The organism is Pseudomonas sp. F3-2, from assembly GCF_038804275.1.
GTDB lineage: Bacteria > Pseudomonadota > Gammaproteobacteria > Pseudomonadales > Pseudomonadaceae > Aquipseudomonas.
The window spans coordinates 5,574,516-5,588,314 of the sequence record NZ_CP152388.1 but is presented as its reverse complement, the minus strand read 5'-3'; the positions used below and the strand labels follow the sequence as shown (position 1 = coordinate 5,588,314).

Annotated in this window: 7 protein-coding genes; 4 read left to right on the top strand and 3 right to left on the bottom strand. The window is 60.1% G+C overall.

Translation table 11 applies throughout. The features are described 5' to 3' along the window. Positions 1–66: 66 nt before the first annotated feature. Positions 67–2,550, bottom strand: a complete 2,484-nt coding sequence (locus AAGQ88_RS24890) for a glycogen/starch/alpha-glucan phosphorylase (RefSeq protein WP_342653881.1) — start codon at positions 2,548–2,550, stop codon at positions 67–69. Between the two features lie 358 nt (positions 2,551–2,908). Between AAGQ88_RS24890 and pip the strand changes: the two genes are divergently transcribed. From pip to mdoH, 4 genes are all read left to right on the top strand, one after another. After that, positions 2,909–3,880 (top strand): prolyl aminopeptidase, encoded by a 972-nt coding sequence (gene pip / locus AAGQ88_RS24885; RefSeq protein WP_342653880.1) that lies wholly within the window; start codon positions 2,909–2,911, stop codon positions 3,878–3,880. 136 nt (positions 3,881–4,016) lie between these two features. Beyond that, positions 4,017–4,454: a D-aminoacyl-tRNA deacylase gene (gene dtd / locus AAGQ88_RS24880; RefSeq protein ID WP_342653879.1), complete on the top strand. Its 438-nt coding sequence runs from the start codon at positions 4,017–4,019 to the stop codon at positions 4,452–4,454. Between the two features lie 264 nt (positions 4,455–4,718). Next, positions 4,719–6,695: a glucan biosynthesis protein G gene (locus tag AAGQ88_RS24875; protein ID WP_285426308.1), complete on the top strand. Its 1,977-nt coding sequence runs from the start codon at positions 4,719–4,721 to the stop codon at positions 6,693–6,695. Further along, entirely contained in the window at positions 6,688–9,276 is a 2,589-nt protein-coding gene (mdoH, locus tag AAGQ88_RS24870; RefSeq protein WP_342653878.1) for a glucans biosynthesis glucosyltransferase MdoH, read from the top strand. The genes AAGQ88_RS24875 and mdoH overlap by 8 nt, the downstream gene beginning before the upstream one ends. Positions 9,277–9,502: 226 nt before the next feature. Here mdoH and AAGQ88_RS24865 read toward each other — a convergent pair whose 3' ends face one another. Both AAGQ88_RS24865 and AAGQ88_RS24860 read right to left on the bottom strand, forming a co-directional pair. Beyond that, positions 9,503–11,446, bottom strand: a complete 1,944-nt coding sequence (locus AAGQ88_RS24865; RefSeq protein ID WP_342653877.1) for a methyl-accepting chemotaxis protein — start codon at positions 11,444–11,446, stop codon at positions 9,503–9,505. Positions 11,447–11,606: 160 nt separating this feature from the next. Continuing rightward, the gene (locus AAGQ88_RS24860; protein ID WP_342653876.1) at positions 11,607–13,523 is read right to left on the bottom strand and encodes a methyl-accepting chemotaxis protein; all 1,917 of its coding nucleotides are present in this window, start codon (positions 13,521–13,523) and stop codon (positions 11,607–11,609) included. Positions 13,524–13,799 lie beyond the last annotated feature (276 nt).

The following is a 13,799-nucleotide window of genomic DNA, read 5'->3' as shown; positions in this document are numbered from 1 at the left end:
ATGCAAACCCCCAATAGGAGCGCGCTGGGTCAGACCAAGCGCGCTCCTACTGGTGTTTACAGGTTATTAATCCAGCGCTTTCCAGATCTCGTTGGCGTACTCGCGAATAGTCCGGTCCGAGGAGAACCAACCCATGCGCGCCGTGTTGAGCACTGCCGAGCGCCACCATTCGGTGGAGTCGTGCCAGCGCGCCTCGACCTTAGCCTGGGCGTGCCAGTACGACTCGAAATCGGCGCAGACGAAGAAGCGGTCGTAGTTGATCAACTGATCGATCAAGCCAGCGTAACGATACGGATCGTCCGGGGAGAAGACCCCGCCGCGAATCGCCTGGAGCACATCGTTCAGACGTCCGGACGCCGCAATGTCGTTATGGGCGTTGAATTCGCCAGCGTGCTTGCGCGCTTCGACTTCCTGCGCGGTCATGCCGAAGATGAACATGTGCTCAAGCCCGACTTGCTCGCTCATTTCCACGTTGGCGCCGTCCAGCGTGCCGATGGTCAGCGCGCCGTTGAGGCCGAACTTCATGTTGCTGGTGCCGGAAGCTTCCAGGCCCGCCGTAGAAATCTGCTCCGACAGGTCGGCTGCCGGAATGATGCTTTCGGCCAGACTGACGTTGTAGTTAGGCATGAACACCACTTTCAGGCGTCCGCGCAGGGTCGGGTCGTTGTTCACGGTGCGCGCGATGTCGTTCGCCAGTTTGATGATCAGCTTGGCCGAGTGATAACTGGCCGCCGCCTTGCCGGCGAAAATCTTCACGCGCGGCACCCAGTTGGTGCTCGGATCGGCGCGCATGGCCTGATACAACGCCACGGTGTGGAAAAGGTTCAGCAGCTGGCGTTTGTATTCGTGGATACGTTTGACCTGCACATCGAACATCGCTTCGGGATTGATGACGATGCCCATCCGCTCCTGAATGATCGTCGCCAACGCCTGCTTGCTCTGGAGTCGCTGAGTGGCAAATTCCTTCTGGAATTTCGGATCGTTGGCCAACGGCTCGAGTTTCAACAGCGCGGTCTCGTGATTGTCGAGCACCTGTTCGCCCAGTTCGTTGACCAGCATCGAGGTCAGCTGCGGGTTGGACTGGAACAACCAGCGGCGGAAGGTGATGCCGTTGGTTTTGTTGTTGATGCGCTCCGGGTACAACTTATGCAGCTGCGCGAACACCGTCTTGCGCATCAGCTGAGTGTGCAACGCCGATACGCCGTTGACGCTGTGCGAACCCAGGAACGCGAGATTACCCATGCGCACGCGGCGGCCGTTGTCTTCCTCGATCAGCGACACGGCGCGCAGCAGGCCGAACAGGTCTGGATCGTCCTTGTGCTCCAGGCGTACGTCGTCGATGTGCTGCGCATTGATCATGTAAATGATCTGCATGTGGCGCGGCAGCATGCGTTCCATCAATCCCACGGACCAGGTTTCCAGCGCCTCGGGCAGCAGCGTGTGGTTGGTGTACGCAAGGGTGCCGACGGTGATGCGCCAGGCTTCGTCCCACTCGACGTCATAGATGTCGATGAGGATGCGCATCAGCTCAGCCACCGCGATCGAGGGGTGCGTGTCGTTCATCTGGATGGCGGCGTGTTCGGGCAGGCTGTTGATCGAGTAGCCCATGTTCTTGTGGCGACGCAGCAGATCCTGCAGCGAGGCCGACACGAAGAAATACTCCTGACGCAGGCGCAGCTCCTGACCGGCTTCGGTACTGTCGTTGGGGTAAAGCACGCGCGAGATACTTTCCGCCCGGACGACTTCGGCCACGGCACCTACGTGGTCGCCCGCGTTGAAGCGCTCCAGATGCAAGTCTTCGACGGCACGCGCACGCCACAGGCGCAAGGTGTTGACCGCTTTGCCGCGCCAGCCCACGACCGGCGTGTCATACGCAATGGCGCGCACGGTTTCGCCTGCTGTCCAGACCTGCCGCGTTTCGCCGGAGGCGTCGAGCACCGGCGCACCGGCGGCATCCAGAACCGGCTGAACGCTGCCGCCGAAGCCGATCTGATAGATCACTTCCGGGCGTTCGAATTCCCACGGGTTACCGAAGTCCAGCCAGTTTTCAGTCTGTTCCTGTTGCCAGCCATCCACGATCGCCTGACGGAACAAGCCGTGTTCATAACGAATGCCATAGCCATGTCCGGCGATGCCCAGCGTGGACATACTTTCCATGAAACAGGCGGCCAGACGACCCAGGCCGCCGTTGCCCAGGGCCGCGTCGGGCTCCAGAGTGCGGATTCTTTCCAGATCGACCTTCAGGTCTTTAAGCGCTTCACGCGCGATTTCCAGGATGCCCAGATTGCTGAGGCTGTCGAACATCAGCCGGCCAATCAAAAACTCGAGGGAGAGGTAATACACGCGCTTTTTTTCTTGCCGATAGATGTAGCGCGTGTGATTCATCCAGCGCTCTGCCATCTTGTCGCGGGTCGCCAGGGCGATTGCCATGAACCAGTCATGGTCGAACGCGTGGTCGGCATCCTTACCGACGGCATACTCGAGTTTGGTAAGCACAGCTTCACGGAATGCTGCCACTTCAGCGTCACGAACGTTGGGTTCCGGAGACATCGGGTACGACCTCAAGTTGGTTAGACGATTAAATGGGGTTGTTTGACTGTAGGGGGTGTCGTCGGTTATTTCCTGCCCAGCGGGTGAAATATCCGCTTGCATGACTCACGGTTCGACTCAGACATGCCGCTCTGGTTCGCAGCTATTTGAACGTTTGAAACGCTTGCATCGATCGTTCCAGTTCGCATCTGGCGGGTGTTGTTTCATGCGTCAGTGACTATCTTCCGAACCGCGAGGCGCGCGAAAACAAAGGCCACAGTGAAGCAGTAACAGGCAGGCATGATCATTTGTCGATTCGGGTTTATGATGCCCAACGGCAGATAGATAGAAGCCCCTGAATTGGACTTATGGAGCACCTATGCAGACTTTGTACCCGCAGATCAAACCTTATGCCCGGCACGATCTGGCAGTGGAAGAGCCTCATGTGCTGTATGTCGATGAAAGCGGCTCGCCCGATGGCTTGCCGGTGGTATTCATCCACGGCGGGCCGGGTTCGGGATGCGATGCGCAAAGCCGCCGCTATTTCGATCCGAATCTGTACCGCATCATCACATTCGACCAGCGCGGATGTGGTCGCTCAACGCCCCACGCCAACCTCGAAAACAACACCACCTGGCATCTGGTCGAAGACCTCGAGCGCATTCGCACGCATCTGGGTATCGATAAATGGGTACTGTTCGGCGGTTCCTGGGGCTCGACGCTTTCCCTGGCCTACGCCCAGACGCATCCCGATCGCGTCCACGCGCTGATTCTGCGTGGCATCTTCCTGAGCCGCCCGCAGGACATCAAATGGTTCTACCAAGAGGGCGCGAGCCGACTGTTTCCGGATTACTGGCAGGACTACGTCGCACCGATTCCTCCCGACGAGCGCGGCGATCTGCTCAACGCCTTCCACAAGCGTCTGGTGGGCAGCGATCAGATTGCCCAGATGCATGCGGCCAAAGCCTGGTCAACGTGGGAAGGGCGGGTCGCAACCCTGCGCCCGAATCCCCAGGTGGTTGACCGTTTCTCAGAACCGCAGCGCGCTCTGTCCATCGCGCGCATCGAGTGCCATTACTTCACGAACAACGCCTTTCTCGAAGAGAACCAGCTGATCCGCGACATGCACAAGATCGCGCATCTGCCGGGCATCATCGTGCATGGCCGCTACGATGTGATCTGTGCGCTGGACAACGCCTGGGAGCTTCATCAGGCCTGGCCGAACAGTGAATTGCAGGTCATCCGTGACGCAGGCCACTCGGCTTCGGAGCCCGGCATTACCGATGCGCTGATCCGGGCCGCCTCACAAGTGGCGCGACGCTTGCTGGATCTGCCACCCGAAGAGGCGTGACACGCCGTAAACCTGTAGGCGTGAGCTTGCTCGCGATTGCTTTATGCCTGACACAATCGTTGTGTCTGACGAACCGCGATCGCGAGCAAGCTCACTCCTACAGGGGCAGTGGACAGCAGTAATAAGAGGTTTGGGAATGAAAGGTTTGCTTCAGCGCGTGCGAAGTGCGCGCGTCGATGCCGAGGGCGTGACGGTCGGCGCCATCGATCAGGGTCTGCTGGTGCTGGTGGGCGTTGAGCCTCAGGACACGCAGGCCAGTGCCGACAAATTGCTGCACAAGCTGCTTAACTATCGGGTGTTCAGCGACGCTGACGGCAAGATGAACCTGTCGTTGAGCGATGTCGGCGGAGGTTTGCTGCTGGTTTCGCAGTTCACGCTGGCGGCAGACACCAAGAGCGGAATGCGCCCCAGTTTTTCGAAGGCGGCACCACCGGCGTTGGGGGCCGAGTTGTTCGAGTATCTGGCGTCGAAGGCAAAAAGCTCGCATCCGACGGTCGAGACGGGCCAATTTGGTGCGGATATGCAGGTTCATTTGATCAATGATGGCCCTGTGACATTTTTGCTGGAGAGCTGATTGCGCTGTTTTGCCTGTCGTACCCGAATTTATTAGGCAAAAAGCCATAAATACTTTGCTTCCCCTGATGCGTTGTAACGCGAGCTACTAGATAATCGCGCGCTACAAAGACGGGCTATCGTTCGTCCAATCGGTAAAAACGCAGAATGGTCCGACATCGTTTGGGGAATCATTGGCCCCTTTCGGAGTCGGAACAATGCTCGCCAACCCGGCATTTGAAAGCTGGCCGTTGGTTTCTTCATCTGTTTTCGGCGAGGGTTGCTCGTGATTGTTAGTCCATGTAATGCACCAAAGACCCCTGGCAAGCGCCTGCGCAGTGCCTTGTTGGCCGGGTCGGCTTTGTTTTGTCTGTTCGGCGCTGGTCAACTTTGGGCGTTCGATCTCGACGACGTGGCGACAAAGGCCAAAGAACTGGCCGGACAGAAATTCGTAGCGCCAAAAAGCAACCTTCCAGCGGAATTCCGCGACATGAAGTTTGCGGACTACCAGAAGATTCGCTTCCTTCAAGAGAAGGCGGAATGGGCCAATGACAAGACCCCATTCAAGATTTCCTTCTACCACCAGGGCATGCACTTCGACACCCCGGTCAAGATCAACGAAGTGACGGCCACTACCGTCAACGAGATCAAGTACGACCCGAGCCGTTTCAATTTCGGCGACTTGAAGTTCGATACCAAAGCGACCGAGAACCTGGGTTATGCCGGCTTCCGCGTCACTTACCCGATCAACAAGGACGACAAGCAGGACGAAATCATGACCATGCTGGGCGCGAGCTATTTCCGCGTCATTGGCAAAGGTCAGGTCTATGGTCTGTCCGCTCGTGGCATGGCGATCGATACGGCGATGTCGTCGGGTGAAGAATTCCCGCGTTTCACCGAATTCTGGATCGAGAAGCCGAATACCGATGACAATCATCTGGTGATTTTCGCGCTGCTCGACTCCCCTCGCGCGACTGGCGCGTACAAGCTGACGTTGCGTCCTGGCACCAACACGCTGGTAGACGTGCAGTCGCGTATGTACCTGCGTGAGAAGGTCGGCAAGCTGGGCGTCGCCCCGCTGACCAGCATGTACCTGTTTGGCGCGAATCAGCCTTCCAAAGTCCTGAACTACCGTCGCGAGCTGCACGACTCCAGTGGTCTGTCGATTCAGGCGGCCAACGGCGAGTGGATCTGGCGTCCGCTGAACAACCCGAAACATCTGGCTGTCAGCAGCTTCTCGGTCGAGAACCCACGCGGCTTCGGTCTGCTGCAACGTGGTCGCAACTTCAGCCATTACGAAGATCTGGACGACCGCTACGACAAACGTCCAAGTGCCTGGATCGAGCCTAAAGGCGACTGGGGCAAGGGCACCGTCGATCTGGTAGAGATCCCGACTGCCGACGAAACCAACGACAACATCGTTGCGTTCTGGAAGCCGGAAACCCAGCCAGAGCCCGGTCAGCCGGTCGATTTCAACTATCGCCTGCACTGGACCATGGACGAGGATTCCATTCACTCGCCTGATCTGGGCTGGGTTAAGCAGACCCTGCGCTCTACTGGCGACGTCAAACAGTCCAACCTGATTCGTCAGCCTGATGGCAGCGTGGCTTACCTGGTCGATTTCGTCGGCCCGAATCTGGCCAAACTGGGTGAAGACCCTGCGATCCGCAGCCAGGTCACTACCGATGACAACACCGATCTGGTTGAAAACAACCTGCGCTACAACCCTGTTACCAAAGGCTGGCGCCTGACGCTGCGCCTGAAGGTCAAGGATCCGAACAAGTCGGTCGAGATGCGCGCTTATCTGCTGCGCGAAACGCCTGCCGAGCCTGGCAAGGAACCTGCGGTCATCACTGCTGACAAATCAGACAAGAAGCCTGAGAAAAAAGCAGACGCCAAAGCCGCTGTAGTGGCCGTGGCGCCGAAGGATGACAAGGCCGAGATCGTCAAGACCGACGCAGTGAAGGCCGGCGACGCGAAAGACACCAAAGATGCCAAAGTGGCCAAGGCTGATGCCAAGGACGCGGGCAAAGCCGACAAGGCTGATGCAGCCAAGCCTGCCGACGCTGCGAAAGTAGCCGAAGCGAAGTCCGATGAGGCCTCCCGTCCGGAAGCCGCGCTGGGCGATGCTGCAAAAGCCAACAAAGGCGCCAAAGACACCCCGCAGCCAGCTGTAGAGGCTGCATCCACCCAACAGGGGCCGGCCATGATTCAACAAGTCCTGACCGAAACCTGGAGCTACCAGTTGCCAGCCGATGAGTAATTCACAAGCCGTGCCAGAGTCTCTGACCGAGTACCTGGCACACCTGCCAATGAGCGACGAGCAGCGGGCAGAACTTGCCAGCTGCACCTCGTTTGCTGAGCTGCATGAACGCCTTTCGGCGCAGACCATTGCCGATCCTGCCGAAGCCGCGCAGGCTTCGGTGGGTCGCCGTCTGACCCTGACCACCGCTGATGAACTGCATGACGCCGAAATGCTGAGTGTCGACGCCAGCGGTCGCGTGCGCCTGAAGGCCACGCCGCCGATTCGCCGGACCAAGGTTGTGCCTGAGCCCTGGCGCACCAACATCCTGCACCGCGCTTGGCGCCGGATGACCGGCAAGACCAATCCGCCGAAGCCGGATCAGAGTGATCTTCCGCGTGATCTACCCAAGGCGCGCTGGCGCACCGTCGGTTCGATCCGTCGCTACATTCTGCTGATCCTCATGCTGGGCCAGACCATCGTGGCTGGCTTCTACATGAAAGGCATCCTGCCGTATCAGGGCTGGTCGCTGGTTTCGTTCGATGAAATCAGCCATCAAACGCTCTGGCAGACGGCCGTTCAAGTGATGCCGTATGCGCTGCAGACCAGCATCCTGCTGCTGTTCGGGATCTTGTTCTGCTGGGTGTCGGCCGGTTTCTGGACTGCGCTGATGGGCTTCCTCGAATTGCTCACTGGCCGTGACAAGTATCGGATTTCCGGTGCCAGCGCGGGCAACGAGCCTATCGAAGCAGGCGCGCGCACTGCGCTCGTCATGCCGATCTGTAACGAAGACGTTCCTCGCGTGTTTGCGGGTCTGCGTGCAACGTTCGAGTCGGTCGCGGCCACGGGCGACCTGGACCGTTTCGACTTCTTCGTGCTCAGCGACACCAACGAAACCGACATCGCCGTTGCTGAGCAACAGGCCTGGCTGGACGTCTGCCGCGAGGCCGGCGGCTTCGGCAAAATCTTCTATCGCCGCCGCCGTCGTCGCGTCAAGCGCAAGAGCGGTAACCTGGATGACTTCTGCCGTCGCTGGGGCGGTGACTATCGTTACATGGTCGTGCTCGACGCTGACTCGGTCATGAGCGGTGAGTGTCTGACCAGCCTGGTGCGCTTGATGGAAGCGACGCCGGACGCCGGTATCATCCAGACTGCGCCCCGCGCGTCTGGCATGGATACGCTATATGCCCGCATGCAGCAATTCGCGACTCGCGTGTACGGTCCACTGTTCACGGCCGGTCTGCACTTCTGGCAGTTGGGCGAATCCCACTATTGGGGCCACAACGCGATCATCCGCATGAAGCCGTTCATCGAGCACTGCGCCTTGGCGCCGTTGCCGGGCAAGGGCGCGTTTGCCGGTGCGATTCTGTCCCACGACTTCGTTGAAGCTGCGCTGATGCGTCGTGCCGGCTGGGGCGTGTGGATTGCCTATGACTTGCCGGGCAGTTACGAAGAGCTGCCGCCAAACCTTCTGGACGAGCTCAAACGTGACCGCCGCTGGTGTCACGGTAACCTGATGAACTTCCGTCTGTTCCTGGTCAAAGGCATGCACCCGGTTCACCGCGCGGTGTTCCTGACGGGTGTGATGTCTTACCTTTCGGCACCTTTGTGGTTCTTCTTCCTGGTGCTGTCCACCGCGTTGCTAGCGGTGAACACGCTGATGGAACCGACGTACTTCCTCGAGCCTCGGCAGCTCTATCCATTGTGGCCACAATGGCACCCGGAGAAAGCCGTCGCGCTGTTCTCGACCACGATCGTTCTTCTGTTCCTGCCCAAACTGCTCAGCATCATTCTGATCTGGGCCAAAGGCGCGGTGGGCTACGGCGGTCGGATCAAGGTCACGCTGTCGATGCTGCTGGAAATGCTGTTCTCCATGCTTCTGGCCCCTGTGCGTATGATTTTCCACACGCGCTTCGTTCTGGCTGCGTTCCTGGGCTGGGCTGCCACGTGGAATTCTCCGCAGCGTGACGACGACTCCACACCGTGGAGCGAAGCGGTCAAGCGTCATGGTCCGCAGACGCTGCTCGGTTTCGGTTGGGCATTGCTGGTGATGTGGTTGAACCCAAGCTTCCTCTGGTGGCTTGTGCCAATCGTCGGTTCGCTCATTCTGTCGATCCCGGTTTCGGTGATTTCCAGCCGGACCAACCTGGGCCTCAAGGCGCGTGACGAAAGTCTGTTCCTGATCCCGGAAGAGCACACCCCGCCACAAGAGCTGGTGTCGACCGATCAATACACCCACGAAAACCGCTGGCATGCGCTGAATGACGGTTTCGTTCGTGCCGTGGTCGATCCCAAGCAGAACGCACTCGCGTGTGCGCTGGCGACCTCTCGCCATCGTCAGGCCGAACCGATTGAGTGGATGCGCGTCGAGCGCGTGCGCCATGCGATCAAAGGCGGTCCTGAGCATCTGAACAACCACGAGCGCCTGCAGTTGCTGAGCGACCCGGTCGCGCTGGCTCGTCTGCACGAGCTGGTCTGGGCCGAAGGCAACACCGCGTGGCTGGATGCGTGGCGGGCGTCGGTCAAAGCCGACCCTCACGCGCCGCTGTTGCCGTTGCAACCAGCGACTCATGTGAGCGAGGCGACCCTCGTCAACGCCTGAGTAAACGCGTGAAAAACGCCGCCGAAGAGCAATCTTCGGCGGCGTTTTCGTTTGTTCTACTGCTGCGATGGCGCTGCAATGGGACCGGTTTTACCTAGCAATCCAAGTAGGACCGGCTTTAGCCGGGAAAGCGCCCAGTGCAGGCGCCATCGGCCTGAGATATGGCGGCTGACGCGTTCCCGGCTAAAGCCGGTCCTACATCGGCGGTTCAGTGAATGGCGTGCCGTCAGTTCACCCGAAACTTGCCCACCATCTCTTGCAACTGCACGCCCAGGCGCGCCAGTTCGATGCTGGATGCTGCGGTTTCTTCGCTTGCAGCGGCGGTCTGCTCCGACACGTCACGCACGTTCAGGACGCTGCGGTTTATCTGTTCGGCCACGCTGCTTTGCTCTTCGCCGGCCGCGGCGATCTGCTGGTTCATGGCCTGAATGTTCGACACGGTGCGCGTGATGTGGCCCAGAGCACTGCCGGCCTGCCGACTGAGGTCCACGCTGCTGTCAGTCAGATCACGGCTGGCGTCCAGCGTGCTGACGACATGCTGCGTGCCACTCTGCAGCGCCGCGATGAGCACTTCGATTTCTTCGGTCGATTCTTGTGTGCGTTGCGCCAGACTGCGCACTTCGTCCGCCACCACGGCAAAACCGCGGCCGGCCTCTCCCGCCCGCGCCGCCTCGATTGCAGCGTTCAGGGCCAGCAGGTTGGTCTGCTGCGAAACTGACTTGATGACGTCCAGCACGCCGCCGATCTTGTCGCTTTCAAGCTTGAGCTTGCCCATCGCTTCGGTTGAGTTATTGACCTCGCGCGCCAGACGCTCGATCTGAACGATGGCGTCATTGACCACTTTGTCGCCCTCGCGGGCCTGCTGGTCCGCCTGGCGCGCGGCTTCGCTGGCTTCCTCGGCATTACGCGCGACCTCCAGCACGGTGGAAGTCATCTGATTCATCGCCGTTGCAACGAGGTCGGTCTCGTCTTTCTGACTGTTCACGCCGACGCTGGTCTGTTCGGTGACGGCCGACAGCTCTTCGGCGGCGCTGGCGATCTGGGTCACGCCGTCGCCAATGCCGCTGATCAACCCGCGCAGGCTGACCGTCATGTCCTGCATGCTGCGTTGCAGAGCACCCATTTCATCGCGGCGCCTGACATCCAGGTCCTTGCTCAAGTCGCCTTTCGCAATGCGCTCGGCCGCCTTCAGGGTTTCGCGCAACGGCGTGATGATCTGCTGAGTGATCAGCCACGCTGCAAGCAAGCCGAGCACCAGCGCGATAACCGCCACGCCGCTGAGCATCGTGCGCGATTGAGACGCCTCGGCATTGCGTCGCAGGCTTTGCAGTGCCGTGATCTCACCGGTGGATGTCAGGAGTGTGTCGCTCAGTGCCTCCATCGATTCTTGAGCGGCCTCGGCGCTGACTTGCAATTCCTTGAACTGCCGCAGGCTGTCGCGGTAGCCCTGCAGCGTCTTGCGCGCTGTCAGCAGCTCGCCGATGGTGCTCTCGCTTTGGTCCCGAGCGATCTGCTCGACCTCCTGGAGCGCCTCGTCGATGGCGGTGATGGCCGCGACTTCGTAGGATTCTCTTGCGCTGAACACGTACGCCTGCACTTCATAACGCGCATTCTGCACTTGGGCGCGCAGTTGCTGAATGTTGGTGAATTCACCCAGTCGCTCGCTGCTGTCCTGTTCCTGACTGACGGCTTTGAGGACTTCGCTTTCAACCTTGCTGATCGACGCGATGGCCTGCTCGGAGAGGTCCGCCAGACGCAGACGCGAAGCCTCGCGGGCTTTGAGCTGTTGGCCCAGCTCGGCAAAGGTCGATTCCAGCGTTCGCACCGTTTCGCTCTGGCTGTGAAGAAGCTTGAGGATATCCGGGGGCGGGGAATCATCGCGCAGTACGGCCAGGTGCGCCTCGATTTCGTTGATGCGCGCTACGACGCGGCTCGCATTTTCCGGCGTGTTTTCATCGCGAAAGATAATGCGCTCGGCGCGCAGATCCTTGGTCATGGCGTTGAGCTGGGTGATCGACGTCAGCGACTCCGAGCGCTCGATCATGATGTCCAGGCCGTGCCAGCCGGTCAGCGTGATGGCCAGCGTCAGCAACAACACCAGACCGAAGCCCAGCGATAATTTGAGTTTGACGCTGGCATTGGCCAGTGCCCGATTGAAGGTGTGCAACATGGGACGTCTCCTGCGGATGAGCGATAAACGCGCATCGGCAGGCGGGACGGGAATGTGACCTGAACAGGTCGTAGGAAATTTCTGAAGCTGAGCGTGAGGTGACGGAGGTCGCAAAACGGCCCCGAAGGGCCGATTCACGGGTCGAAATCAGCAGGCTGATCTAGACGCGAAAGCGGCCCACCAGTCCCTGCAGATGCGTGCCCAGTCGGGCCAGCTCCATGCTGGAGGCGGCGGTTTCCTCGCTGGCGGCCGAAGTCTGCTCAGACACATCGCGCACGTTGAGAACACTGCGGTTGATCTCTTCGGCCGTGGCGCTCTGCTGCTCGGCGGCGGCCGCAATCTGTTGGTTCATCGACTGAATGGCCGATACCGTTCGCGTGATGCTCTCCAGTGAGCTGCCGGCCCGACGGGTCAGTTCGACGCTGCTGACGGTCAGGTCATGGCTGGCGTCCATGATCGTAGCGACCTGCTGCGTGCCATTCTGCAAGCCGGCAATCAGCACTTCGATTTCTTCGGTGGACTTCTGCGTGCGTTGCGCCAGGCTGCGTACCTCGTCGGCCACCACCGCAAACCCCCGTCCGGCTTCGCCCGCACGTGCCGCTTCGATGGCTGCGTTCAGCGCGAGCAGGTTGGTTTGCTGAGCGACCGACTTGATCACATCCAGCACGCTGCCGATCTTGTCGCTCTCGCGTTTGAGTTCGCCCATGGCCTCGGTCGAATGGCTCACTTCGCTGGCCAGGCGCTCGATCTGGGCAATGGCTTCATTCACCACCTTGTCGCCTTCACGGGCCTGCTGGTCGGCAGCGACCGCAGCCTCCGACGCTTCCTCGGCGTTGCGCGCAACTTCCTGCACCGTGGCGGTCATCTGGTGCATGGCAGTGGCGACCTGATCGGTCTCAACTTTCTGGCTGTTGACGCCTGCGCTGGTCTGTTCGGTGACCGCCGAAAGCTGTTCGGCCGCGCTGGCGATCTGGGTGACGCCGTCACCGATGCCGCCGATCAGCTCGCGCAGGCTGACGGTCATTCGTTGAATGCTGCCTTGCAGCTGGCCGAGTTCATCGCGGCGGTCGACGCTGAGGTTATGGGTCAAGTCGCCGGACGCGACGCGCTCGACGGCAACCAGCGTCTGACTGAGTGGAATGACGATCTGGCGGGTAATCGCCCATGCCGCGATGACCCCGAACAGCAGGGCCAGAGCGGTCGCTATGGTCAGCATCGACCGCGCCTGCTGGCTGTCGGCATCGCGCTTGGCGTTCTGCGAGGCGGTCAGTTTGTCGCTCAGGTCCAGCAGTTGCTGGCCCAGCGAGGTCATTTTCTCCAGCGCCTGGCGACTGACCTGCTGGGCATCGCGGTACTGGCCCACGGCGGCGCGATAACCCTTGAGGGCCAGGTTCGCGCGTTGTAATTGCGGAATGTATTGCGACGAAACGTCACCGGCCAGCGAGTTGACGCCCATGATGGCTTCATCGATCGCCGCATTGGCGTTTTTCTCGAAGTCGGGATTGCCGCTGAAGGTGTAACCGCGCACCTGGAAGCGGGCTTGCTGGATCTGCTTGCTGACGTCCACCGCGCTGTTGAACTGCAGAATATTGTCGTGCTGGATCAGCGCTTCTTCGATCTTCTTGACCTCATCCACTGCGGCGTCTGCCGTTGCGCCGAGGTTGCTGCGGCTGGCCTCACGCGCCTGCAAGGCCTTGCTCATGTCGTCGAAAGCCTTGCGATAGTCCGCTGCACCCTGGATTTGCGCGTCCAGCAACTTGAGATCCTCGCCGGCGGTGATCACGCCGCGAGTCCTTTTCAGGTCGCCATCGAGCTTGTCCAATGCGGTCATGACTGCCGTCGCCGTTTCCGGGCTGAACTGAGCTTCATAGCGCATGCGGGCAGTGCGCAAATCCATCGTCTGTTCGCTGATCTGCGAGATCGCCGCGAGCTTGCCGCCGCGCTCGATCAACGACGTCAGGCTCGACCAACCGGTGGCGGTGATGATCAGCGTCAGTAACAGCACCAGCCCGAAACCGATACCCAGTTTGAGGCTGACGCTCACATTTCCAAGGCGGTGGGCAAACCAGCGAGACATGATGATTCCTTGCGGATTATTGTTATGGACGCAGGGTTATCGGCACGTTTATACCGGCCTGAAGCCACGAGAAGGCGGCATATCGGCCAAGTGCTGGATCGCCGCCGGAAGCCGATTGCCGGAGGCTAGAAGGGTAGAAGCGCTGTGCGGCATGGCGATGGCTCGCGCCAGGCACCGAACCGGTGGGAGCGAGCTTGCTCGCGAAGACTGAATTACAGCCGAAACATCTCCAGCGGATGTGCCGGACTCTTCGTGAGCAAGCTCACTCCCACAGAA